Genomic DNA, 24,760 nt, shown 5'->3' with positions numbered 1-24,760 from the left:
AGGCCGTAAAAAAATACATGCAATTTGCGCGAAGATGCCAGAGGCTACCTATCCGGATCATAACGGCCGGATAGGTTTTGATTGCTGATTATAACCAATCAGGAATGCTGTCTTGGGAGATCAGGTCTTCATAGCTGCTGCGCGGACGCACAACATGGAAGCGATCGCCATCGACCAGAACTTCCGGTATGAGCAGACGGCTGTTGTAAGTGCTGGAAAGCACCGCGCCATAAGCACCGGCTGTCGAAACAGCAATCAGATCACCCGGATTTGGACGTGCTACTTCGCGGTCAACACCCAGATAATCACCGGTTTCGCATACAGGGCCAACAAAATCGGCATGAATGCGTGGTACATTATCGTCGGCTTTCACTACCGGTCGGATATTGTGATAGGCTTCATAAAGTGTCGGGCGAATGAGGTCATTCATAGCCGCATCAACAATGATGAAGTTTTTAGCATCACCATCTTTGACGTAAATCACTTCCGTGACCAGAATACCGGCATTGCCGACGATCAGGCGACCTGGTTCAAAAACAGCTTTCAAACCTAACGGGCGGATATGTTTGCGGACGATTTCAGCATAAGCATCCGGTAATGGCGGCGGGTTGTTGTCGTCGCGGTAAGGAATACCAAGGCCGCCACCCATATCGACATGGTCGATCTGATGGCCGTCGGCCTGTAATTCGCGCACCAAGTCCGCCAGTAATGCAAAAGCATCGTCAAACGGTTGCAGATCAATGATCTGGCTACCAATATGCATGTCGATACCGGTGACTTTAATTCCGGGAAGTTCGGCCGCACGCTTATAGGCTTCACGCGCACGAACACGCGGAATGCCGAATTTATTTTCGGATTTACCGGTGGAGATTTTGGCGTGTGTCTTGGCATCCACATCTGGGTTGATGCGCAAAGAAACGGGCGCCACTTTGCCCAAACGGACAGCGCGTTCAGACAATAATTCCAGTTCCGGTTCGGATTCCACATTGAAGCAGTAAATGCCTGCGTTCAGTGCGAAGTCCATTTCACGCGCCGATTTTCCAACGCCTGAATAAACAATTTTATTGGCAGGGATACCTGCGGCAAGTGCACGGCGCATTTCGCCTTCAGAAACCGTATCGGCACCAGCGCCCATTTTAGCCAATGTTTTGAGCACGGCCTGATTGGAATTGGCTTTCAGCGCATAGGCGACCAATGGCTGCATATCAGCGAAAGCTTCCGAGAAAACGCGGAAGTGACGCTCGATGGTTGCGCGGGAATAGCAATAAAATGGCGTGCCGACAGCATCGGCAATGTCGGAGATCTTCACACCTTCAGCGTGAAGCACGCCGTCTTGATATTCAAAATGGTTCACGGACTTTAGCCCTTAAAATTGAAGTGGTTAAAAGTGCTTAGGGGATCAGCTTGTCAAGGATGAATGGTTCATCCTTGGCAGGTTTGGGAGCCGGTTCTGCACGTCCGTATTCATCGGTAACAATGGAAGCCGGAGGCGGCTCCAGCGGGCCCTTGCGACCACAAGCGGAGAGCGTGCCTGCGATAAGCAGTGTGACCAGTGCGGTGAAAATAACTTTCCGGCTCGTCATTGTATGACCTTTAAAGCTTGGGTTTAACCCTTAAAACGTGTTCTCGAAGCTGCCTGTTAACGGTTAGAACCTGAAAGTCAGGCTTTAACAATCCGCTTTTTCCAATAACGGATCTGACGGCGCACTTCTTGCGGGGCAGTTCCACCGAAAGACTGACGGCTTTTTACTGATTTGTCTACGGTGAGGAAATCAAATACGGCATCCGTAATGCCCGAATGAATGTCCTGCAACTCGGCAAGGCTGAGTTTGGAGAGGTCAACCTTTTTGGCTTCGGCGGCAGCAACGGCACGACCAGTGACATGATGCGCTTCACGGAAAGGCATGCCCAGTTCACGAACCAGCCAATCAGCCAGATCAGTGGCGGTGGAATAGCCGGAGCCTGCGGCCTTTTTCATCGAAGCGGTGTTGATGGTGATGTCACGCACCATTCCGCTCATGGCTGCAATGCTGAGTTCCAAAGTTTCCGCTGCATCAAAGACGGCTTCTTTATCTTCCTGCATATCTTTGGAATAGGCCAGCGGCAGACCCTTCATCACAGTCAGAAGGCCAACGAGCGAGCCGGTGATGCGTCCGGTTTTAGCGCGAACCAATTCGGCTGCATCCGGATTTTTCTTTTGTGGCATGATGGAGGAGCCGGTGGAGAATGCATCGGACAGGCGCACAAAGTTAAACTGCGGTGTCGACCAGATGACGATTTCTTCAGCCAGACGCGAAAGATGAGTGGCGCAGATCGCAGCAACAGAGAGGAACTCCAGCGCATAGTCGCGGTCGGAAACACTGTCGATGGAGTTGCGGGTTGGCTCACGGAAGCCAAGTGCTTCTGCGGTCATGTGACGATCAATTGGAAAGCCGGTTCCGGCAAGAGCGGCTGCGCCAAGCGGTGATTCGTTCATGCGTTCAATCGCATCACGTACACGCGAGAGATCGCGGCCGAACATTTCCACATAGGCCATGCAATGATGACCGAAGGTAACAGGCTGAGCGGTTTGCAGATGGGTAAAGCCCGGCATGACGGTGGCTGCATGTTCTTCGGCACGTTCCAAAAACGCTTCGCTGAGGTTTTTCAACGCTGAGGCTGTTTTTTCCAGTTCTTCTTTAACCCAAAGACGGAAATCAAGCGCCACCTGATCGTTGCGGGAGCGGGCAGTGTGCAAACGACCGGCGGAGGCGCCGATCAGTTCGGCAAGACGTGCTTCAACATTCATGTGAATGTCTTCAAGCTTGCGGGAGAAAGTGAATTTGCCGCTTTCAATCTCGGCCAAAACAGCTTTCAGTCCGTCAGTGATTTTTCTGTGATCTTCGGCTGCAATAATGCCGGATTTAACCAACATATTGGCATGAGCAATAGAGCCGCGAATATCCTGACCATAGAGTTTTTGGTCAAAACTGATAGATGCGTTAATCTCTTCCATAATCGCATCGGGTCCTGAGGCAAAACGGCCACCCCACATCTGGTTGCTTGATTTTTGTTCGCTCATGCTCGTATGCCTCAGGCTTAACGGTAAAACTAATATAAGACGAAATGGCAGGAAACAGCGACTGATGACCAATATTCTGAGACAACCGAGAATCATCATACTGGCAGCCGTCGCAGGTATCCTCGCCGGTGTAGGGGCGGTATACGTGATGGAACGCCCTTCTGGCAATGATATTAGCGCGAACTTTGCCACAGGAAACAGTGATCAGGACAAGTTTTGTGCGGCAAAAGCGGGTACCTTGCAAAATCTCGACGCTGCAGCAGGCGGAACTGTTGCTGCCATGCGTGCAGCCGACAAGCCAATTTCGCTGGCGCATCTGGAATTTTCAGATGCCGAGGGCAAGAAAATGACTCTTGGGGATTTCAAAGGCAAAACGCTGCTTGTCAATTTATGGGCAACATGGTGCGCGCCGTGCCGCGAAGAAATGCCTGCCCTTGATCAGTTGCAGCAGATGCAGGGCGGCGATGATTTTGAAGTGGTGGCCGTTAATATTGATACCGGCGACAACACCAATCCGGTTGGCTTTTTAAATGAAATCGGCGTTGAACATCTGGCGCTTTATCGTGATGCAAGCTTAAAAAGTTTTAATGATCTGAAGCGTAAAAGTCTGGCTTTTGGCCTGCCGGTGACGTTGGTGATTGATAAAGATGGCTGCCAGATTTCATCGATGAATGGCCCTGCCGAATGGGACAGCCCCGAAGCGATCAAATTGATCGAGGCTGCCAAAGCGTTTTAAGTGAGGGCGCCTTAAGTTTTAAAGCCTTCTCTTTTGAGCCGTGTGATTGCCTCTTCGAGGCTTGACAAAAAGCTGGAGCGATCACGCGGAGAAAACGGGGCAGGGCCGCCGGTGATCTGGCCGGAAGAGCGTAGACTGTCCATCAGATTGCGGGTGGCCAGCGTATTGCCGATATTATTTGCCGTATGCAGTTTGCCGTTGGGGGCAATGGTGATGGCACCGGCATTGACCGAGCGGCTGGCCAGCGGAATATCGGCGGTAATGACAATCGAGCCTGCTCTGGCGCGTTCTGCAATCCAATCATCAGCCACATCAAGGCCGCTAGGTACAACAACGCGTTCGACATGGGGCACGTCGCGCGGGATCATCATATAGCTATTGGCGACAAGCAGCACTTTAACACCGTGACGCTCGGTAACTTTATATATTTCCGCCTTTACCGGACAAGCATCGGCGTCCACCAAGACGATGATTTGATTATTATCTTCACTCATGCAGCAGCAATGCCAGTTAATGACTATGGCTGCAAGGTCACACTGCTGTGCCGGATGCAATCAATGACCAGAAATAACTTGGATCAGTCTTTGACGCATGATTAATGACGAGGTTTGTTATTGTAGCGTGCAAGGTAAAATCATGTTGGTCCGCTTGTTTCCGGTGTTGTTTGTGTTTTTGTGGGCGACTGGTTTTATTGGTGCAGGGCTTTCGATGCCTTATGCCGAGCCGTTCAGCTTCATGACCATGCGTTTTCTTTTTGCCGGATTGATTTTTACGGTCTGGGCTTTGGCCACTGGCGTTGTCTGGCCAAGGCGAAAAGCTTTTATGCAGGCGGGTGTGACAGGCTTGCTGATCCATGCCATTTATTTATCGGCCATTTTTTGGGCGGTGCGTCATGGTCTGCCTGCCGGTATCGTAGGGCTGGTTTCTGGTTTGCAACCGATGGTGACGCTGTTGATTGCCGCAATGTTTTTGGGTGAGCGCATCAAACAGCAGCAAATTTTAGGGCTGCTGGCGGGCTTTATCGGTGTTGCCATGGTGATCTCGCCGAAGCTTGCAGCCGGTTCTGATGCGATTGACCCTGTGACATTGATTGCAGCTTTTATCGGGGTTGTATCGATCAGCTCTGGCACCGTCTGGCAAAAGCGCTATGGCAGCGCGATGGATTTGAAGGCGGGGACAGCCATTCAATATTTGGCGGCGGGATTGTTCACGTTGGTCTGCGCCATTCTATTTGAAACGGGAACGATTGTGTGGGCACCGGAACTGATTTTCGCCCTGATATGGCTGACAGTGGCAATTTCGGTGGGTGCCGTACTTGCTTTGATGGTGATGATCCGTGAGGGCGCTTTATCGAAAGTCTCGTCGCTATTTTATCTGGTACCGGCAGCGGCCGCTATTATGGCCTATATCCTGTTTGGCGAAACGCTTAACATGCTGCAAATTGCAGGCATGCTGATCACCACCATTGGGGTGGCGCTGACCAGCATGAAGCGTAAAGCCTGACGGGGTTTGCGGATAGAGCGGTTAGTTGACTGATAGTTCCGGTTGCTGGTCGCGTTTGCGGTAATTCATGATTGCCGTGTTGATTTCCGCGCCCAAAATGAAGATCGCGGAAATCATATACAGAAACACAATTGCCACCATGATCGAAGCAAGACCGGCATAGGTGGTGACGTAATTGGCAAATGTTTCAAGATATTTTGCAAAGGCCATCGCACCGGCGAGCCAAGCAATCAGGGTCAGCACAATGCCGGGAAGAATGTCACCGAAAGTACGTTTGCCGGCCGGCAGCCAGATATGGACGATAAAGAGCGCCAAGATCAGTACGGTAACAGCAATGAAATAACGCCAGAAGCTGATGGTACCGGCAAAGAGTTCAATATCGGGAAACCATTGCACCGCAATGCGGAAGGCAAGAGGCGCCAAAATCAACAGGAAACTGATGACCAGTAATGCCATCGTGCCGATAATTACAAAGCCCAAGCTTTGCAGGCGGCAGAAGATGATGGAGCGGGTGTCGGTCACACGATAGGCGCGGTTAAGTGCAATGCGCAAAGCTTCCACACCATTGGATGCAAAGTAAGCGGCAGCAATAACACTCAATGTCAAAAGACCACTGCGTTGTACGGTTAGGACGTTTTGCACTTCGTTGGCAATCGGCCCCGCAATTGCGGACGGCCAGATATCAAAAACGATATGCACGGCCGTATCAGCAAAAGCTTTTGCACCTAAAAAGGAAGCAAGGCTTGTGGCAAAGATCAAAAACGGAAATAATGCCATCAGGCCGGAAAGCGTAATATGACTGGCAAAAGCCCAGCCGTCATCGGAGTTAAAATGACCAACGGCATCAAAAATAACTTTGGTCAGAAACGTTTTTACTCTTCGCATATCTCTGAGCTTACCCTTAATATCCGGCACTCGTATTGCTTAAATCTTCACTTCAGGTCTGGCATGACTGTTGTAAGAAAGAAAGTCTTAATCGAATCGTTTAATGGCTTTGCCGAAAGATTTGATAAGTTTTAGCCAAGTTTTGGCGCATGAAGGATCAGAAGTTTTGACGGCGACCGCGCGACAAAAGACCATTATCATCACTGGCTGCTCGTCAGGCATTGGCGCTTATGCAGCGCGCGAATTGAAAACCCGTGGTTGGCGGGTTTTTGCAACCGCCCGTAAGCCGGAAGATATCGAGGTGCTGGAGCGCGACGGGTTGGAGGCTTTTTATTTTGATTACAGAGATGAAGCCTCCATTGAAGCGCTGGTGAACACTGTGCTGGAGAAAACCGGCGGCACTCTCGATGCGCTTTATAATAATGGTGCTTATGCTCTGCCTGCTGCGGTGGAAGATTTGCCGGTTGATGCGCTTCGTGAGTTGTTTGAAGCCAATTTCTTCGGGTGGCATAGTTTGACGCGTAAAATCGTGCCGGTGATGCGCCGTCAAGGTTATGGCCGTATTGTGCATTGCTCTTCTATTTTGGGGCGTGTGCCGATGAAATGGCGCGGTGCTTATGTGGCATCCAAATATGCGCTGGAAGGCTTGATGCTGGTGCAAAGAATGGAATTGCAAGGCACCGGCATTGAGGTATCATTGATCGAGCCGGGGCCGATTGCCACGCAATTTACCTATAATGCGGCAAAACAGGCCGAAAAACATATTGATATGGCGGCATCGGTTCATCATGATCTGTATTTGCGCCAGATGCAGAAATTGAAATCGGGTGGCAAACAGTCAAAAGACAAGCTTGGTCCTGAAGCGGTTTTTGATGTATTGCTGCATGCATTGGATGCAGCTAAACCACGGCCACATTATTTGGTGACACGTCCGGCGAAGCTTGGCGTCATTGCGCAGCGTTTTATGCCGATGCGCTGGTTCTATAGAATGCTGTCAGGCCAGTCATAAACGTCTTACAGTGATAAACATAATGGGTGGATGATGGATTCTCTATTAAAATATGGCGCGATGCTTGCGATGGCCGCTGTTGCCTTCGTGCTGTTTTTAGGTTTGCGCAATATGATGCGTGGCGGCGACGGGCACTATTCCAACAAGATGATGCAATTGCGCATTTTTTTGCAGTTCATCGCATTGGTGCTGATCTTTGCAACCATTTATTTCAGTCGTCATGCAGGTTAATCCATGGTCAAGCTCAACAAGATTTATACCCGCACCGGCGATGATGGCACCACAGGGCTGACCATTGGCGCGCGCCGCAAGAAAAGTGATCTGCGCGTTGAAGCCTATGGCACGGTGGATGAAACCAATGCTTGTGTCGGCATGGCGCGCTTGCATCTGGAAGCCTATCCGGAAGTGGATGCGATGCTGTCGCGTATTCAAAATGATCTGTTTGATTTGGGCGCTGATCTTTCCGCACCTGATGATGGTACAGTGTTACCATATGAGCCTTTGCGCATTGTGGCCTCCCAAGTGGAACGCGTGGAAGCCGATATTGATGCGTTGAATGCTCATCTGGCACCACTGCGTTCTTTCATTTTGCCGGGTGGGTCAGCGGCTTCCGCGATGCTGCATTTGGCACGCACTGTTTCAAGACGTGCCGAACGTCTGATGGTGGCATTGAGCGATATTGAAGGCGAGGTCGTCTCCCGCGAGGCCTTGCAATATATCAATCGTCTGTCGGATTTTTTCTTTGTCGCATCGCGTGCGGTGAACGATAATGGCGCGCTTGATGTTTTGTGGGTGCCGGGCCAAAACCGTTAAGAGAAGCTAAAAATGCTGATAAAAATCAGCGTCAGCAAAGAACCGTTATCTTTAATGCGGCTTTCAGCGTTATCTGATTGACGGATAGATGAAGCGTCATTACGTTTCAGTAAAATTTATCGCCAAACTCATCAATTGTGTGAACAGGCTTCTGATGGTGGTGAAATCGGATGAAGATGCCAGCAGGATGTTTAAGCGAAGTGACAATTATCATTTTGCTGCATTGATGAAATGAAAGGTTATGTGGATGAAAGTCCTCGTCGCAGTCAAACGTGTCGTCGATTACAACGTCAATATCCGTGTCAAACCTGACGGAACCGGCGTTGAACTGAACAATGTAAAAATGTCGATGAATCCGTTTGATGAGATTGCGGTTGAAGAAGCAATCCGTTTGAAAGAAGCTGGTCACGTTTCTGAAATCGTCGTTGTTTCAATTGGTCCGGCTCAGGCACAGGAAACATTGCGCACCGCGCTGGCGATGGGCGCCGACCGTGCCATTCTGGTTAAAACCGATGATCAGGTCGAGCCTTTAGGCGTTGCCAAGGTGTTAAAGGGCGTTGTTGAAGCCGAACAGCCGAATATGGTGTTTTTGGGCAAGCAAGCCATTGATGACGACAGCAATCAGACCGGCCAGATGCTGGCAGCGCTTCTCAACTGGGCGCAGGCAACATTTGCTTCCAAGCTCGAGCTTGGCGATGGTAAAGCAACAGTAACGCGTGAAGTTGATGGCGGCTTGCAGACAATCAATGTCAAACTACCGGCAATTGTAACCGTTGATCTGCGTTTAAATGAGCCGCGTTATGCGTCCTTGCCGAATATTATGAAGGCGAAGAAAAAGCCGCTGGATGAGAAATCACCGGCTGATTTTGGTGTCGATATTGCACCGCGCTTGAAGGTTTTGAAAACAGAAGAACCGGGCGGCCGCAAGGCTGGCGTCAAAGTGGCTTCCGTTGCCGAGCTGGTTGAAAAGCTCAAAAACGAAGCTGGCGTTCTGTAAGTTAAGGATCAAGGATTTATACTGATGGCTATTCTTCTGTTTGCTGAACATGATAATGCGACCTTGTCCGACCAGACCGCAAAAGCACTGAGCGCTGCACAGGCGATTGGTGGGGATGTCGATATTCTGATTGCCGGTCAAAATGCGCAAAGCGTTGCCGATCAGGCAGTAAAACTTCAAGGTGTGCGTAAAGTTCTGCTGGCTCAATCCGATGCGTTGGAACATCGCTTGGCAGAGCCAGTGGCGGCGCTGATCATTAAGCTTTCCGATGGTTATGACACGGTGATTGCTGCAGCCACCACAAGCGCTAAAAACATTTTGCCACGCGTGGCAGCTTTGCTTGATGTGGCGCAGATTTCCGAAATCATGGAAGTGGTTTCGGCGGATACTTTCAAGCGTCCGATCTATGCTGGCAATGCCATTCAAACCGTACAGTCGACTGACGCCAAAAAAGTTATCACTGTGCGTAGTGCTTCTTTCTCTGCCGCTGGCACTGGTGGTTCTGCGGCGATTGAAACTGTTGAAGCTGTGGCTGATCCGGCTCTGTCTTCTTTTGTTGGTGCAGATTTATCAGGCGGTGAACGTCCTGAGCTGACATCTGCGAAGATCATTGTTTCGGGCGGTCGTGCGCTTGGTTCTGAAGAGAAGTTCAACGAAGTGATCTTGCCTTTGGCAGACAAGCTTGGTGCAGCTGTTGGTGCATCGCGCGCGGCAGTGGATGCAGGCTACGCGCCTAATGATTGGCAGGTGGGGCAGACCGGTAAAGTGGTTGCACCTGAACTTTATATCGCGGCTGGTATTTCCGGTGCCATTCAGCATCTGGCTGGTATGAAGGATGCAAAAGTTATTGTTGCGATCAACAAAGACGAAGAAGCACCGATTTTTCAGGTGGCTGATTATGGTCTGGTGGGCGATCTCTTTACGATCTTGCCGGAACTGGAAAAAGCGCTTTAATTTTTTGTCAGAACCAGCTTGGTTCTGACAAATTTTATCAACGGTTTTAGCCCTGACTGAATGACAGCGGGGCGTTTAAACGGAGGAGTGTTACGGTGGCGATTAAGTCAGTTGGAATTATCGGTGCCGGACAAATGGGCAGCGGAATTGCACATGTATGTGCGCTCGCCGGATATACAGTGCTGTTGCATGATGCAGATGCCGACCGTTTGGAAAAAGGTATTGCCACTATCAATGGCAATATGGCGCGTCAGGTTGCTTCCGGTAAGCTGGAAGATGCGCAGCGCAGTGAAGCGATGAAAAAAATCGTGCCCGCCAAATCCATGGAGGAACTGGCTGGCGTTGATCTGGCGATTGAAGCCGCAACCGAAGATGAAGATGTCAAACGAAAAATCTTTGCTTCCCTTTGTCCAATCCTTAATCCGGAAGCGATTCTAGCGACCAATACCTCATCCATCTCCATCACCCGACTGGCGGCAACCACTGACCGTCCGGAGCGTTTCATGGGCATTCATTTTATGAATCCTGTGCCAGTGATGAAACTGGTTGAGCTGGTGCGCGGCATTGCGACCGAAGAAGTCACCTTCAAGGAAGCACAAGCTTTCGTAAAGTCGCTGGATAAAACCATCACTGTAGCGGAAGATTTTCCGGCCTTTATCGTCAACCGAATTTTGCTGCCGATGATTAATGAGGCGATTTATACGCTTTATGAAGGTGTCGGTTCGGTGGATTCAATCGACACTGCGATGCGCCTTGGTGCCAATCATCCGATGGGGCCATTGCAGCTCGCTGATTTTATTGGTCTCGACACATGCTTGTCGATCATGCAGGTTCTTTATGACGGATTGTCGGATAGCAAATATCGCCCGTGCCCACTGTTGGTCAAATATGTAGAGGCTGGATGGCTGGGGCGTAAAGCAGGCCGTGGTTTCTATGATTACCGTGGTGATGAGCCAGTGCCGACACGTTAAGTTCGGATCGTATGTTACGAATTCTAATGGCGCTGGTGCTTATGCATTTAAAGCATGTCTCCCAAAAGTGGGCACCGGTTTTGGGATAAAGACATGCATAAAAACAAAACGCTAGAGCGAGCACAGTGGATACGATTAAGTGCGACACGCTTTAGCGCCATTTTTTATTTTCTGATTGTGGATAACAATCAATGAAACCTGATTTAAGATTTCATTAACCAGAGCTGTTCAGTGTGTATTCATCTTTAAATGTTAAATATTTGATTAATGAGAGCGTAAAAAAATTAACGCATCATTGGTTGTATATGGATGAAGATATCAAGGGTGAAAGTGATGGGCATTTTGGTTCAAATTTTTGCAAGTATGAACGTTATTCGTGAATTCGTGGTGCCAAGCTATCGTCCGGAACGTCATTATATGCGTGGTCCGGGACCTGCTTGTGCAGCGCGTGGTGCACGATGAGTAGCATGTCAGACTATCTTAAATAAAAGCCCGGTCGTAATCGAAACCGGGCTTTTTCTTTATGCTAATGATTGAAAAGATTAGTCGTCGAGACCTTCAAACAAAGCGGTCGACAGATAACGTTCGGCAAATGAAGGAATGATGATAACGATATTCTTGCCCTTGTTTTCGGGACGTTTACCAACTTCGATAGCAGCGGTTAGTGCCGCGCCCGATGAAATACCAACCGGAATACCTTCAACGCGTGCCAGTTCACGTGATTTGGCAAATGAGTCTTCATTGGAAACCTGAATGATTTCGTCGTAGACTTCAGTGTCCAAAGTCTTTGGTGCAAAGCCTGCACCAATGCCTTGAATTTTATGCGGGCCCGGCGCGCCGCCGGAAAGAACGGGCGAATCTTTTGGTTCAACCGCAACCACTTTAAATTCAGGTTTACGCGCTTTCAAAACTTGTCCCACGCCGGTGATGGTGCCGCCGGTACCAATACCGGAAATCAGGATGTCGGCTTCACCATTGGTGTCGTTCCAGATTTCTTCTGCTGTGGTTTTGCGGTGAATTTCAGGGTTGGCCTGATTTTCAAACTGCTGAGGAATAATGGCATACGGTGTGCTTTCAGCCAATTCTTCGGCCTTGGCAATCGCACCTTTCATGCCTTTCGCGCCTTCCGTCAGCACCAATTCCGCACCGAGGAATTTCAGCAATTTGCGTCGTTCAACCGACATGGTTTCCGGCATGGTCAAAATCAGGCGGTAGCCTTTGGCAGCAGCTGCAAAAGCCAAAGCAATGCCGGTATTGCCTGAAGTTGGCTCAATTAATGTTGTTTGGCCTGGCACGGCTTTGCCCTGCGCTTCCAGTGCTTCGATCAATGCCAGACCGATACGGTCTTTGACGCTGGCTAATGGGTTGAAGAATTCAAGCTTGACGAGAAGGTTGGCGACAACACCATTTTCTTTGGCGAATTTGTCAATCCGCACCAAAGGTGTGTTGCCGATCGTATCAAGGATCGAGTCGTAAACATGACCGCGACCGATTTGCTTATCTGAAGTTTGGCTATCTGATTTCGACATGGTTAGATCCTTATACCTTAGAACCCTTGAGTAAAATCTCTTGTGACATTGGCAGTGATCTTAGTCCTGCTTTGGATAAACTCAAGTTTTCACCTTGCGTAGAAATCTATATATGGGGTATATAATTCCAATATTAAAGTTTATTAGAAAAATATTTCCCTAAATGGGAGCGCTGCTTCCATATCGGGAAAATATCTTGTTCATGAAGCGCGCTGCTTTTAAAAAATGAAATAAAGTGATCAGTTTTTGTCTTCAGGCAAAGCCGGAAGCGGCATGATTTCAATGCCTTCATCAACGAGGGATGTCACGTCTTCGGTAGTTGCTTCGCCGTAAATGCCGCGTTTTTTTGTTTCGCCATAATGGATTTTACGTGCTTCTTCGGCAAATTTATCACCGACATAATCCGCATTTTCCCGCACCTTACGTGCCAGATCCTGAATGTCGTTCAGAATTTTTTTCTGCGCTTCATCCAGGGTAACTGCGATCTGGTCTTTTTTGCGTCCGGTTGAAACAGATGGTGCCATCAGCGCTTTTTGCACGTTTTGTGAGCCGCATTGCGGGCAGCTGACAAAACCGCTTTTCAGCTGCTGGTCAAAATCATCATTGTTTCGAAACCATGCTTCGAAATGATGGTTGCTGGCACAATTAAGTGAAAAGCGGATCATTTTCTTTGTTTTAGTCCTTAAAATTTGACAATTTGCGTGCTGAATTTGCGCGCATTGGCTAGATTAGGAATTTTTTTGCGCGCAAAAGTGGATTCACTGACGTCAATTTCTGCAACAATCACACATGGCTCATCATGGTTGGCTTCCGCCAAAATTGTGCCCCAAGGCGAGACGATGATGGAGTGACCATAAGTGCCGCGCCCATCTTCATGAAAACCGCCTTGAGCGGCAGAAATCAGGAAGGCACCATTTTCAATGGCGCGGGCGCGCTGCAAAATATGCCAATGCGCTTCACCGGTCTGGCGGGTGAAGGCTGCAGGTGCTGTCAGCAGATTGGCACCAAGCAAAGCCTGTGCCTGAAAAAGCTGCGGAAAGCGGATATCGTAGCAAATACCCATGCCGATCTTGGCAAGCGGCGTTTCAACAACAATCGCTTTGTCACCCGGTTCATAAGTGGCGGATTCGCGCCAGCTTTCGCCATTATCCAAATCCACATCAAACATATGGATTTTGTCATAGGTGGTAACTTTTTCGCCCGTCGGCGCAAAAATCACACCACGATTGGCGGCTTTATTATCAGCTGAACGAATGGCGGTGGAACCAATATGCAGATAAATGCCGTGTGCTTTGGCAAGCTTTGCGGCCGCCAGAAATACCGGATCATCGGCCTCGTCGCGGATAGTGGCGAGCAGCACGTTTTTATCGCGTTGAAAGCCGCCGGTTGCTTCAGGGGTTTGAACATAGTGAGCACCTTGGCGCGCAGCCTCTGCAACAAGTTGGTCCAGAGATTCAACATTGGCGTTGATATCACTGCCGACACGCATTTGGATGGCGGCTGCGCGAAAAGTGCTCATGGTTTTTTCCCTTATAGTGTTCCGGTCTCTAGAAGTGTGTCCAGCTTGCCAGTTGCGTCCAGAGCATGCAAATCATCACAGCCGCCGACATGATAATCACCGACAAAAATTTGCGGAAATGTGTTGCGGCCTGATTTTTGTTGCATTTCTGCACGAAGTTCGGGGGTGCCACCTGCATTGATTTCGTTAAATGCAACATTTTTCTGTGACAGCAAAGCTTTTGCTTTGGTGCAATAAGGGCAGCCCGGACGGGTATAAATTGTAACATCAACCATGATTAACTCCATTGTTGATGCTCATATATGCTTTTATTGCGTGTGCTGAAAGCCCCCGTTGTTTAAAGCTTCATTGTATATGTTCGGGCAAAACACGGCTGAAAGTTAAAACGTCTACGGATTGCGCGCCGTGACGCAATAATGTGCGGGTGGCAGAGCGTACTGTTGCACCTGTCGTATAAACATCATCAATGAGCAAAATCCGTCGCCCGCGAATATGGATATCGCCTCTATCGGGCACTTTGAAAGCACCATCGACATTGCGTTGGCGTTCTTTGCTGCCAAGGCCGGTTTGTTGTACCGTGTTGCGGGTGCGGATCAAAGCATCAACGCAAAAGGTTTTGTTGGCGGATTTAGCCAGGCTGCGTGCAAGCTCTGCCGATTGGTTATAACGGCGCTGCCAGAAGCGCCAGCGATGGAGAGGCACGGGGATGATCACATCGCAATCATCAAGCAATTCACGTCCTGCACGTGCCAGCCACTGTGCCATCCATGGTGCCAGATCGGTACGGTCATAAAATTTCAATGATACCGCCATGCGTTGCGCCGCCCCCTTGTGCAAGACGGCCGAGCGCAGGCGCTTGAAAGGCGGTGGAATGGCAATGGCCTCGGCACATAAAAAATGCGAGCCGAAATCATGGGCAAAGGGTGTGCCGAGCACAGGACAAAAGGGTTGTTCGATAAAGCGGATTTCACACCAGCAGGTCGGGCACAAGGAACCAGGATGCGAAACATGGCGTTTGCAGCCGATGCAGGTAGGCGGAAATAAAATATCGGCAGCGGTTTTGAACGCCTTTTTACTGAACGCAGAAAAGCTGAAATTGAGCCTTTTCGGCTCTTCATCATCGTCATTATTTTTCAAACTGACATGGTTTGTCATTGCATTCGCTCCCAATCGAACGCATGTAACACTGGTTCACCATGCCAGAAGAAATGCGGATTGTAAAAGGCGGATTATAAATGTCGGGTAGCGGAATTTTTGACCGCCGATTGATGTTGCAGTTTCAAAAGCGTGCTTTGGCAAAGCCCGTCGCAGACGCTGACTTTTTACTATCGCGCGCAGTTGAAGATGTGCTGGATCGCTTAAGTGCGGTCGAAAAGCATTTCGGCACCGGTGTGGCGCTGATGGGCTATACGGATGCCTTGGCGCAAGGTTTAGCGCATTCGGAAAAAGTCGATAAAGTCATCCGCATTGAGCAGGGCGATTTCTATTTTCAAGACAGCGGTGCTGCTTTTGAAAAAGGCGTGGTTGAGCCAAACGAAATCCTGCCGCTGGAGCCACAAAGCGCTGATCTGATTATATCCTTGATGTCTCTGCATCTGGTCAATGATTTGCCTGGTATGCTGATCCAGATTTCCCGTGCATTGCGCCCTGATGGTTTGTTTCTGGCAGCTTTTCCCGGCACCGGCACTTTGGGTGAATTGCGTGAAAGCCTGATGCAAGCCGAGATCGAATTGACCGGCGGTGCGGCTGCCCGTATTGCGCCTTTTGCAGATATTCGCGATGCGGGCGCTTTGTTGCAGCGAGCCGGATTTGCATTGCCTGTTACTGATGTTGATACAGTGACGGTTCGTTATAATTCTATGTTCGATTTGCTTAAAGATATTCGCGCCATGGGTATGCAGAATATTCTGCTTGATCGATCGAGAAAGCCACTGACGCGCAGTGTTTTCATGCGTGCGGCGCAGATTTATACTGATCGTTTTTCTGATCTGGACGGGCGCATCAGAGCAAGTTTTTCAACACTGTGGATGTCGGGCTGGAAGCCGCATGAATCACAGCAAAAGCCGTTAAAGCCCGGTTCTGCCAAAGCCTCGCTGGCAGATGCATTACAGCAATTTCAAACCAAACCGGATGAAGAATAGATTAGTTACGGATTGAGCCTGTCTTGGTCATGTCGACACTATACGGGAACAATGCTTGCATGTCTTGACGGTTGGCACGTTCATTCATCAATGGAATGATGATCATACCAAGGGCAAGAGCCGCCGAGCCGAATAATAGTGCAATACGCAATGCGCTGCTTTTGGCATTGGAAAGCGGACGATAGGATGGATCGCGGTCGATCTCTTTGATGTCTTTTTGTTGATTACCCATTACTCAAAACTCCGGGTGGTATGAGCCGCAGTGTGGCGTAATGAAGTGAAAGATAAATTAACAAAACTGCACAGATTGGTTATTGTCACAGTTAATCACAGATAGATATTACAATAAATCGCATAAAATAGGGATGAGTGGTTCGTCAGCCGGTGGCATCGGATAATCACGCATGTCACGCGGCTGTACCCATTTTATCGCTTGGCCTTCCATGCCGCGCGCAATGCCTTCATAACGGCGGCAAATATAAAGCGGCATAAGTAAATGAAAATCATCATAAGTGTGGCTGGCAAAGGTAAGCGGTGCCAGACAAGCTGTTTGGGTGATAATGCCAAGTTCTTCCTGCAATTCGCGGATGAGGGTTTCTTCCGGTGTTTCACCGGCCTCCACCTTGCCGCCCGGAAACTCCCATAAGCCTGCCAATTGTTTGCCTTCAGGGCGCTGCGCCAGCAAAACGCGGCCGTCATTATCCACCAAGGCGCAGGCGGCAACTAACAGAATACGGCGTTGTGGGGTGCCTGATTGAGTGCTGGTCATGATAATCCCGTTGATTGAATTGACATTATAACTGAAGAAATATCAGCCTTGCGGCATTTCTCGGTAACAGTAGCGATAGCTCTCGCTAAAGCCCAGTTTACGGTAAAGCGCTAATCCCGCAAGATTGCCTTCTTCGATTTGCAGCCATGCGCGTTTGGCGCCCCGTTGCTGTGCCCATTGCAGGCTAGTGGCAATGAGTGCTGCCGCCAACCCTTGGCGTTGATGCGAGGGAGCAGTTGCCAGATCAAAAAGCCCTGCCCATGCATAATCTTTAACGCAAAGACCCGCTGCAACTGTCTGATCGCTTTCTTTGGCAATCATCATCGTTTTTGCGGGGCGGATCTGGCTTAAAATAGCGGTGAGGGCTGGTGAGAGTGCATTTTGTTCAGCAAGGCTTTTACCATGCGCCGCAAGTGATGCTTTGGCATAAGCCTCAATATCGTCGCTCAGCATAATATCAGTCGGTTTACTGGCAAAATCCGGTTCAATGGATCGCACCATAGTAATGGTGCGTCCTTTTTCCACCCAGCCAAGATCATCAAGATATTGGGTCAGTTCGGGTGCAGCAAGCGGAGACAGGCGGAAAACAGGGCATTTTCCGGCTTGCTCAAACATTGTTTTGATCGCTGTAACGCGTTCATCAAGATTATGAAAATCGCCCGGATCAAGCGGATTGACCGAATTCAAGCGCTTCGACTGATGATCCGGTGTCAGACGGATGGCCCAGCTCCCGCTATATTGCACCTGACTTGCAGGCCATGCGCGAAAGCCTAAAGCTTCGAGCTGGCGCACAATAGTGAGATCAGGTGTTGTGATGGACGGGGAGCTGGTCATCATCTGTGTCTTTTTTTGCGCGCACCTCATCCGAAAACCGCTTAACACTTTTCGGGATGCGCTGTTATTTAACTGCGGTAATCGCCGTTGATGGCGACATATTCTTTGGTCAGATCACATGTCCAAACCGTTGCTTTGCCGCGGCCAAGACCAATATCCACACGGATATAAATATCTTCGCCTTTCATATAGGCAGAAGCTGCATCCTCCGAATAATCCGGATCACGTTCGCCCTGATGCGCCACGCGGATGTCACCAAACCAGATGGCTAGCAGATCGCGCTCGGCTGGTTCACCGGCTTTACCAACGGCCATAACCACACGACCCCAATTGGCATCTTCACCGGCAGCTGCGGTTTTAACCAGTGGTGAGTTGGCAATGGAAAGTGCAATTTTCTTGGCAGAAACAGCAGATTTGGCACCGGTTACTTCAATTTCCAGCATTTTTCGGGCGCCTTCGCCGTCACGCGCAACCTGCATGGCGAGTGATTTTAATAAGCGGTTCAGCGCTTTTTTGAACTGGTTGAGACGGGTGTCTTTCACATCGGTGATTGCCGGTGCGCCGCGCTCAATAGCTGTGCCGGTCGAAAACAGCATTAAAGTGTCGGAGGTGGATGTGTCGCTATCAACTGTCATCGAGTTGAATGTCGGATCAACACCCTTCGACAACAGGCTCTGCAATACTGCGGAAGAGATCGGCGCATCGGTGACGATGAAAGACAACATAGTGGCCATGTCGGGCGCAATCATGCCTGCACCTTTGGCAATACCATTGATGGTAACAGGCACTTCACCGATCAGCACGGTTTCGGTTGCAACCTTCGGATAAGTATCCGTAGTCATGATCGCTTTGGCAGCTTCCGTCCAATAATTATCGACGGCATTTTGTGCCATATCACCCAGCAGATGCGAGAATTTGCTTGCATCCAATGGTTCACCGATCACGCCGGTGGAAGCGAGAAAAATTTCTGTAGTCGAGCAGCCGATAGCCTGAGCTGCGGCTTCTGCGGTGGCTTGCGTACTGGCGCGGCCTTTGGAGCCGGTGAAAGCATTTGCATTGCCGGAATTGACCACAACTGCGCGAGCCTTACCATGAACAAGGTTCTGCCGGCAGAAATCAACTGGAGCTGACGGGCATTTCGAGCGGGTGAAAACACCTGCTGCTTCTGCCGGCTGATCAAAGATCAGCATCATAACGTCTGTTCGGCCTTTATATTTGATACCCGCTTCTGCGGTGGCAATACGCGCTCCCTTGATCGCGGGCATTGCCGGATAATGTTTAGGAGCAAGCGGAGAAATAGGTGCCGACATGATAGCCTCAAATACTGGTCATGTAATGTAATTGTGAATTTTTCTGCTTTTAAAGCAATCAACTTCTGCATCTCTTATGCTGCTTTTCCAAGCCTTTGCATAGAGATACCTTGTGCGGGGCGTAAAAAAACGGGCACTTTCAAAATTAATTAAAAGCACCCGTTGTATTTTTGTCTGATCAGGCGATGATTTTATGCCTGAAACCAAGGCCAGACTTACGGCTTGGCAGCTTCTTCTGCATCCTGTTCAGCTGCAGCTTCCTTCATGGCCTTTTCAACAGCCGGATCATTATAGGTGATTTTCATGCCATCGCGCAGATCTTTGATCATGGTGACATAGCGCTCACGCATAATCATTGAACGGATTTCATCTTTTACCTGATCAAATGCTGGTGGCTGTTTGGCGCGTTTGTCTTCCAGCTTGATAATGTGGAAGCCAAACTGTGATTCGACCGGCTCTTTGGTGTAGCTGCCCGGTTCCAGTGCGAAGGCGGCTTTTTCAAATTCCGGCACCATCATACCCTCGCCGAAATAGCCCAGATCACCACCTTGTGCGGCAGAGCCGTCAGTGGAGTTTTCTTTGGCCATATCTTCAAATTTTGCGCCGCCATCCAGTTTTTTGATGATTTCTTCAGCGTCTTTTTTCTCTTTGACGAGAATGTGACGGGCGCGCACTTCGTTTTGAGCAGGCAAAGCTGCAATTTCTTTGTCATAACGAGCGCGTGCATCTTCATCGGAGATTTTGTCGACGATTTCAGCTTTGAAAACTTCGTTATGCAGCGCGCGGTCCTTCAAGAAGCCCATACGGTTTTTAAATTCTTCTGTCTGGTCGAGCTTGTTTTTCTCGCCTTCAGCGGCCAGTGCTTTAATGTCGATGAGTGCAGCCAATGCAGCCAAACGGCGCTGTTCAACCGGCAGGCGGCCAAATTGCGGATCCAGATCGGTTGCAGCCTGATCGACTTCGCCTTGCGTGATGGCAACACCATTAACAGTGGCCAGAACTTTGCCCGGTTCATCTTTTTCGGTTGTCGCTGCAGCAGGGGCCGGAGCGGCTGCTTCCTGTGCGATAGCTGTGCCCATTACGCCACCCAAAAATGCTGTTGCGGCGAGCATGGCAAGGCTTTTACGGTATAGTGTCATCAAAAATTCTCCATTGGAACCGTCTACCGACCTGATAAATACGGCATAATTTGGCCTTAAAAAGCATCTGTTATCATAGATGATAACGCGCTACTACGTTGACATCACGCAATCCCACTCTTATCTCTCCAACGGCTTTGCGTCCAGTAAGCTTGCGTTGTTTGCACGATGGTTCGAAAATTGCGCCTTCAAGGTTGCATGCGAATATTGTGCTTTTTATGCTAATGCTTAGATTGATGTAGATAAAAGCATTTTAATGCCGGTAGTTTAGCTGGCTGAACGGACAGGAAAGGACCAGGAATGGTCAGCTTTGGCGGTCTCGCCCGTAAGATTTTCGGCTCATCTAATGACCGCCGTGTCAAAAGCATGCGTCAGCGCGTTCAAGAAATTACAGCGCTTGAGAAAAATTACGAGGCACTTACAAACGAACAGTTGCAGGCAAAAACCGCGGAATTTCGTGCGGCGTTAGCCAATGGCAAAACTGTGGATGATTTGCTTCCCGATGCGTTTGCCACGGCCAGAGAAGCCGCAAAACGTGTGTTGGACATGCGTCCCTTCGATGTGCAGCTGATTGGCGGTATTGTGCTGCATGAGCGTGGTATTGCCGAAATGCGTACCGGTGAAGGTAAAACCTTGATGGCAACCTTGCCGGTTTACCTCAACGCCCTTGAAGGCAAAGGCGTGCATGTGGTGACGGTCAATGACTATCTCGCCGGTCGTGATGCCCAGACAATGGCGAAGCTTTACAACTTCCTTGGCCTCACGGTTGGTGTGATCGGTCATGGTATGGATGATGATCAGCGCCGCGCTTCATATAATTGCGACATTACGTACGCGACCAATAACGAACTTGGTTTCGATTATTTGCGCGACAATATGAAATATGAGCGCGCCCAGATGGTGCAGCGCCCGCATCATTACGCGATTGTCGATGAAGTTGATTCGATTCTCATCGATGAGGCTCGCACGCCACTGATTATTTCCGGTCCGCTGGAAGATCGTACCGAATTTTATAACCTCATCAATAATTTTATTCCGAAATTGACTGCGGAAGATTTTGAAGTTGATGAGAAAGCAAAAACGGCGATTTTCACAGAAGCCGGTACCGAACGCATGGAACAGCTTTTGGCAGAAGCCGGACACCTGAAAGGTGAAGGACTTTATGACATCGAGAATGTCGCCATTGTTCACCATCTCAATAATGCGCTACGTGCCCATACATTGTTCCAGCGTGATAAAGATTACATCGTCAATAATGACGAGATTGTTATCATCGACGAATTCACCGGCCGTATGATGCCGGGGCGCCGTTACTCCGAAGGTTTGCATCAGGCATTGGAAGCCAAAGAAGAGGTGACGATCCAGCCTGAAAACCAGACACTGGCTTCGATTACGTTCCAGAATTATTTCCGCATGTATACCAAGCTTTCCGGTATGACTGGCACAGCGGCAACGGAAGCTGAAGAATTCGGCAATATTTACGGTTTGGAAGTTGTAGAAATTCCAACCAATCTGCCGGTTGCCCGTATTGATGATCATGATGAAGTTTATCGTACGGTTGAAGAGAAATTCAAAGCGATTGTGCGTGATATTCGTGAAGCGCATGCCAAGTCGCAACCAGTGCTGGTCGGCACCACTTCGATTGAAAAATCTGAAATGCTGGCGGATCGTCTGCGTAAAGAAGGTATCAAAGGTTTTCAGGTTCTGAACGCCCGTTATCACGAACAGGAAGCGTTCATTATTGCACAGGCCGGTGTACCGGGGGCAGTGACTATTGCAACGAATATGGCTGGCCGTGGTACAGATATTCAGCTCGGCGGCAATTTGGAAATGCGGGTGCAGCAGGAACTGGCCGATGTGCCGGAAGGTGAAGAACGCGAACAGAAAATTGCGGCCATTAAAGCTGATATTGCCCGATTGAAAGAAAAAGCACTTGCTGCCGGTGGGCTTTATGTTCTGGCAACCGAGCGTCATGAAAGCCGCCGCATTGATAATCAGTTGCGTGGTCGTTCCGGTCGTCAGGGTGATCCGGGACGCTCGAAATTCTTCCTTTCCTTGCAGGATGACTTGATGCGCATTTTCGGCTCCGATCGTATGGATGGGATGCTCCAGAAACTGGGTCTGAAGGAAGACGAAGCCATCGTTCATCCATGGATTAACAAGGCTTTGGAAAAGGCGCAGAAGAAGGTGGAAGCGCGTAACTTTGAAATGCGCAAAAATCTGCTCAAATATGACGATGTGATGAATGATCAGCGTAAGGTGATCTTCGAGCAGCGCCTTGAAATGATGGACAGTGAAAACCTGACCGATGCCGTTACTGAAATGCGCCATGAAGTGATTGAAGACATGGTCGCAGCCCGTATCCCTGAAAATGCCTATGCGGAAAAATGGGATATTGCCGGCTTGAAGGAAGATGTGGCAAAGAGCTTGAACCTTGATCTGCCTGTTGAAGAATGGGCCAAGGAAGAAGGTATTGCTGAGGAAGAATTTCTCAATCGCATCATGGAAGCCGCAGATAAAGCAGCGGCTGATCGTGCCGAGCGCTTTGGCGAACAGATTATGACATATGTGGAAAAATCTGTGATCCTGCAATCGTTGGATAATCTGTGGCGCGAGCATTTGGTCAATCTCGATCATTTACGCTCAGTCGTTGGTTTCCGTGGTTATGCGCAGCGCGATCCACTGAGCGAATATAAGACCGAAGGTTTTGAACTGTTTCAGGCCATGCTCGGCAATTTGCGCGAAGTTGTGACATCGCAGTTGATGCGGGTGGAGCTGGTGCGTGAGGCAGCGAGTGAGCCTGCACCAGAATTGCCGGTCATGAGTGGCAGCCATATTGACAGCTCTACCGGGATGAATGATTTCGATCCGGATGCATGGGCAGAACATCAAGAAGATGACCGGATTATTGAGCCGTCCAGCCGTGATGCCAGTGATCCACGCACATGGGGGCGTGTCAGCCGTAATGAAAATTGCCCTTGTGGCTCCGGCAAGAAATACAAGCATTGCCACGGTGCGTTCGATTAAGAGTGCGTTCGATTAAGAGCGTCAATACTGCATAAACCAGTTAAGCCGTTGTTTTGTTTGCATTGACAAAACAACGGCTTTTTTATTTGTGTTTTATTAAGCTTCTGGTTTTCTTTATATTAAAGGATTTGCCCTATAGAAATTGCACAATATGCTATTCAGGCAGTAATGAATGATGCCTGAGGAAAATTGGTCGAGGGGATTTCGATGGTTGTGCATCCATTGCTTGAGGAGAAGGCGCAAGAAGCAGAAAGGGCAGCAAAATCTGTTTTTGCATGCGCGCTCATGCCGGAAAATGGCACGCCATACGCCTTGCAACCGGAAATTCCGCGTAAACTGGATATTTATGCCGCTTCCGCAGGTTATGAATTACGCGATGAACTGGATTTTTTAAGCAAGCGCACCATTGAACCCAATATTTTTTTCAATGCGCGGTTTTTAGCACCGGCTATGCCGCGGCTGGAAGATCGTATTGTCCGTTTTATGGTAATGCGTGACGAGAATGAAGAACGCAGCCGTTTGCGTTTTGTGATGCCCTATACGATGGAGCGTCTGGGCTGGAAAACAGGACAGGCGATGATGCGGGCATGGACAACCGGCTTTTCTCCGCAAGGCACGCCTTTGATTGATCAGGATGACCCTTCAGGTGTCGTGAATGATCTTTTTGATATTTTGAACCGCAAGCATTTGCAATTGCCACAGGTGCTGGTTTTTCCACATATGCGCTCGCATGGTGCAACAACGCAGGTGATCCGCGATGTTGCAGATAAGCGAAAACTGCCCATGCATGTGCTTGAGAATGAGCCACGCCCGTTTCTAATCAGTGATCTGGCGGGGGACGCGTATTGCCGAGAATACATAGATGCCGGTCACAATATGCAGTTGCAATATTTGTCTGAAAGTCTTTCAGAGCTTGGAGCCGTGCGATATGTGGTCAGCACTAGTATTGATGATATCCGGCTGAAGTTTGAGCGTTTCATTCTGTTGGAAAACCGTACGGAAAGAGCCCGGCATAAAACAAAGATCGTCGGGGATCGTTATCGTGAAGCGTTTGCACGTGAAGCCGTTAATAATCTGGCAGAACGTGGTGCCGTGCAGCTTCATTCATTGGAACTCAATGATAAGACAATTGCGGCAGTCATCATTTTTATTGAAAATAGCGATGCATGGATTTGGAAAAGTGCTTATGCGGAAGGGTTACATGCATTTTCACCCGATGTTTTATTGTTGCGCGATGTGATTAAAAATACGATCGACGATCCGAATATCAAACGCATGGATGCTTGTGTACTGGCTGAACATCCGTTGATTGAAAGTATGTTCAATACGTGCGAGCCGCAAGAGACACTGATTGTCGGCTTGAATAGAGATGCGCATCGTTTGGTTGAAAAGGCGGCGGTTAAAGTCAGGCTACGAAACCAAAGCAGTGCTTTGAAGCAAGCATACCGTAAATTAATCCGCCATTTTAAATAGGGATAAGCTTGTTATAATCGTCAATTTAACCGGACATAAAAAGCGCAAATTCAGAACATAAAGAGCTGGATTATAAATTCAGAAAGTATA

At 49.2% G+C, this 24,760-nt stretch carries 27 protein-coding genes; 12 read left to right on the top strand and 15 right to left on the bottom strand.

Annotation, left to right across the window (positions count from 1 at the left end; translation table 11 throughout):
• Positions 1-88: 88 nt before the first annotated feature.
• The 3 genes from lysA to argH form a co-directional block, all read right to left on the bottom strand.
• Positions 89-1,354 (bottom strand): diaminopimelate decarboxylase, encoded by a 1,266-nt coding sequence (lysA, locus tag JNC77_RS00365; RefSeq protein ID WP_374828751.1) that lies wholly within the window; start codon positions 1,352-1,354, stop codon positions 89-91.
• Positions 1,355-1,391: 37 nt separating this feature from the next.
• Positions 1,392-1,583, bottom strand: coding sequence for an LPS translocon maturation chaperone LptM (gene lptM / locus JNC77_RS00360; RefSeq protein WP_374828750.1), 192 nt, complete (start codon positions 1,581-1,583; stop codon positions 1,392-1,394).
• 77 nt (positions 1,584-1,660) lie between these two features.
• Positions 1,661-3,061 (bottom strand): argininosuccinate lyase, encoded by a 1,401-nt coding sequence (gene argH, locus JNC77_RS00355; RefSeq protein WP_374828749.1) that lies wholly within the window; start codon positions 3,059-3,061, stop codon positions 1,661-1,663.
• A gap of 64 nt (positions 3,062-3,125) precedes the next feature.
• Here argH and tlpA point away from each other — a divergent pair, with 64 nt between their 5' ends.
• Positions 3,126-3,797 (top strand): thiol:disulfide interchange protein TlpA, encoded by a 672-nt coding sequence (gene tlpA, locus JNC77_RS00350; protein ID WP_374828748.1) that lies wholly within the window; start codon positions 3,126-3,128, stop codon positions 3,795-3,797.
• Positions 3,798-3,808: 11 nt separating this feature from the next.
• Here the strand turns inward: tlpA and JNC77_RS00345 are convergent, their stop codons facing one another.
• Positions 3,809-4,291 (bottom strand): YaiI/YqxD family protein, encoded by a 483-nt coding sequence (locus JNC77_RS00345; RefSeq protein ID WP_374828747.1) that lies wholly within the window; start codon positions 4,289-4,291, stop codon positions 3,809-3,811.
• A 142-nt stretch (positions 4,292-4,433) separates the two neighbouring features.
• On the opposite strand from JNC77_RS00345, the gene JNC77_RS00340 reads away from it, so the two are divergent.
• Entirely contained in the window at positions 4,434-5,300 is an 867-nt protein-coding gene (locus tag JNC77_RS00340; protein WP_374828746.1) for a DMT family transporter, read from the top strand.
• A 21-nt stretch (positions 5,301-5,321) separates the two neighbouring features.
• Here the strand turns inward: JNC77_RS00340 and JNC77_RS00335 are convergent, their stop codons facing one another.
• Entirely contained in the window at positions 5,322-6,185 is an 864-nt protein-coding gene (locus JNC77_RS00335) for a YihY/virulence factor BrkB family protein (protein WP_374828745.1), read from the bottom strand.
• A gap of 166 nt (positions 6,186-6,351) precedes the next feature.
• Here JNC77_RS00335 and JNC77_RS00330 point away from each other — a divergent pair, with 166 nt between their 5' ends.
• The 7 genes from JNC77_RS00330 to JNC77_RS00300 all read left to right on the top strand — a co-directional run bounded on the left by JNC77_RS00330 (position 6,352) and on the right by JNC77_RS00300 (position 11,391).
• Positions 6,352-7,194 carry an SDR family oxidoreductase gene (locus JNC77_RS00330; RefSeq protein WP_374828744.1) on the top strand — a complete coding sequence of 281 codons (843 nt, stop codon included), beginning with the start codon at positions 6,352-6,354 and terminating at the stop codon, positions 7,192-7,194.
• A gap of 33 nt (positions 7,195-7,227) precedes the next feature.
• On the top strand, positions 7,228-7,425 hold the full coding sequence (locus JNC77_RS00325; protein WP_374828743.1) for a twin transmembrane helix small protein: 198 nt from the start codon (positions 7,228-7,230) through the stop codon (positions 7,423-7,425).
• A gap of 3 nt (positions 7,426-7,428) precedes the next feature.
• Complete coding sequence (locus JNC77_RS00320) at positions 7,429-8,007, top strand: cob(I)yrinic acid a,c-diamide adenosyltransferase (protein WP_374828742.1); 579 nt, start codon at positions 7,429-7,431, stop codon at positions 8,005-8,007.
• A gap of 247 nt (positions 8,008-8,254) precedes the next feature.
• A complete protein-coding gene (locus tag JNC77_RS00315; protein WP_374828741.1) occupies positions 8,255-9,004 on the top strand; it encodes an electron transfer flavoprotein subunit beta/FixA family protein in 750 nt (249 codons plus the stop codon).
• Between the two features lie 24 nt (positions 9,005-9,028).
• Positions 9,029-9,958, top strand: a complete 930-nt coding sequence (locus JNC77_RS00310; RefSeq protein WP_374828740.1) for an electron transfer flavoprotein subunit alpha/FixB family protein — start codon at positions 9,029-9,031, stop codon at positions 9,956-9,958.
• 95 nt (positions 9,959-10,053) lie between these two features.
• Positions 10,054-10,929 (top strand): 3-hydroxybutyryl-CoA dehydrogenase, encoded by an 876-nt coding sequence (locus JNC77_RS00305; RefSeq protein WP_374828739.1) that lies wholly within the window; start codon positions 10,054-10,056, stop codon positions 10,927-10,929.
• Positions 10,930-11,262: 333 nt separating this feature from the next.
• Positions 11,263-11,391, top strand: coding sequence for a hypothetical protein (locus JNC77_RS00300; RefSeq protein WP_374828738.1), 129 nt, complete (start codon positions 11,263-11,265; stop codon positions 11,389-11,391).
• An 80-nt stretch (positions 11,392-11,471) separates the two neighbouring features.
• On the opposite strand, the gene cysK is transcribed toward JNC77_RS00300, so the two are convergent.
• From cysK to JNC77_RS00275, 5 genes are all read right to left on the bottom strand, one after another.
• A complete protein-coding gene (gene cysK / locus JNC77_RS00295) occupies positions 11,472-12,458 on the bottom strand; it encodes a cysteine synthase A (protein ID WP_374828737.1) in 987 nt (328 codons plus the stop codon).
• Between the two features lie 239 nt (positions 12,459-12,697).
• Entirely contained in the window at positions 12,698-13,123 is a 426-nt protein-coding gene (locus JNC77_RS00290) for a DUF1178 family protein (RefSeq protein ID WP_374828736.1), read from the bottom strand.
• A gap of 17 nt (positions 13,124-13,140) precedes the next feature.
• Entirely contained in the window at positions 13,141-13,977 is an 837-nt protein-coding gene (locus JNC77_RS00285; RefSeq protein ID WP_374828735.1) for a carbon-nitrogen hydrolase family protein, read from the bottom strand.
• A gap of 11 nt (positions 13,978-13,988) precedes the next feature.
• Positions 13,989-14,252, bottom strand: a complete 264-nt coding sequence (gene grxC, locus JNC77_RS00280; protein ID WP_374828734.1) for a glutaredoxin 3 — start codon at positions 14,250-14,252, stop codon at positions 13,989-13,991.
• Between the two features lie 70 nt (positions 14,253-14,322).
• Complete coding sequence (locus JNC77_RS00275) at positions 14,323-15,132, bottom strand: ComF family protein (protein ID WP_374828733.1); 810 nt, start codon at positions 15,130-15,132, stop codon at positions 14,323-14,325.
• Between the two features lie 80 nt (positions 15,133-15,212).
• On the opposite strand from JNC77_RS00275, the gene JNC77_RS00270 reads away from it, so the two are divergent.
• Entirely contained in the window at positions 15,213-16,118 is a 906-nt protein-coding gene (locus JNC77_RS00270; protein ID WP_374828732.1) for a methyltransferase domain-containing protein, read from the top strand.
• A gap of 1 nt (position 16,119) precedes the next feature.
• Here JNC77_RS00270 and JNC77_RS00265 read toward each other — a convergent pair whose 3' ends face one another.
• The 5 genes from JNC77_RS00265 to JNC77_RS00245 form a co-directional block, all read right to left on the bottom strand.
• Positions 16,120-16,350 (bottom strand): hypothetical protein, encoded by a 231-nt coding sequence (locus JNC77_RS00265; protein ID WP_374828731.1) that lies wholly within the window; start codon positions 16,348-16,350, stop codon positions 16,120-16,122.
• 108 nt (positions 16,351-16,458) lie between these two features.
• Positions 16,459-16,887: an 8-oxo-dGTP diphosphatase MutT gene (mutT, locus tag JNC77_RS00260; protein ID WP_374828730.1), complete on the bottom strand. Its 429-nt coding sequence runs from the start codon at positions 16,885-16,887 to the stop codon at positions 16,459-16,461.
• A 42-nt stretch (positions 16,888-16,929) separates the two neighbouring features.
• On the bottom strand, positions 16,930-17,721 hold the full coding sequence (locus tag JNC77_RS00255) for a GNAT family N-acetyltransferase (RefSeq protein ID WP_374828729.1): 792 nt from the start codon (positions 17,719-17,721) through the stop codon (positions 16,930-16,932).
• Between the two features lie 68 nt (positions 17,722-17,789).
• Positions 17,790-19,031, bottom strand: a complete 1,242-nt coding sequence (gene argJ / locus JNC77_RS00250; protein WP_374828728.1) for a bifunctional glutamate N-acetyltransferase/amino-acid acetyltransferase ArgJ — start codon at positions 19,029-19,031, stop codon at positions 17,790-17,792.
• A gap of 215 nt (positions 19,032-19,246) precedes the next feature.
• Entirely contained in the window at positions 19,247-20,170 is a 924-nt protein-coding gene (locus JNC77_RS00245; protein WP_374828727.1) for a peptidylprolyl isomerase, read from the bottom strand.
• 300 nt (positions 20,171-20,470) lie between these two features.
• Here JNC77_RS00245 and secA point away from each other — a divergent pair, with 300 nt between their 5' ends.
• Both secA and JNC77_RS00235 read left to right on the top strand, forming a co-directional pair.
• Positions 20,471-23,197, top strand: a complete 2,727-nt coding sequence (gene secA, locus JNC77_RS00240) for a preprotein translocase subunit SecA (RefSeq protein WP_374828726.1) — start codon at positions 20,471-20,473, stop codon at positions 23,195-23,197.
• A 207-nt stretch (positions 23,198-23,404) separates the two neighbouring features.
• Complete coding sequence (locus JNC77_RS00235; RefSeq protein WP_374828725.1) at positions 23,405-24,670, top strand: GNAT family N-acetyltransferase; 1,266 nt, start codon at positions 23,405-23,407, stop codon at positions 24,668-24,670.
• Positions 24,671-24,760: the final 90 nt, after the last annotated feature.

Origin of the sequence: Paenochrobactrum pullorum (genome assembly GCF_041929845.1) — a bacterium.
In the GTDB taxonomy this organism is placed as follows: Bacteria; Pseudomonadota; Alphaproteobacteria; order Rhizobiales; family Rhizobiaceae; genus Paenochrobactrum; species Paenochrobactrum pullorum.
The sequence above is the reverse complement of the archived record's forward strand: the minus strand, read 5'-3'. Positions and strand labels throughout refer to the sequence as shown.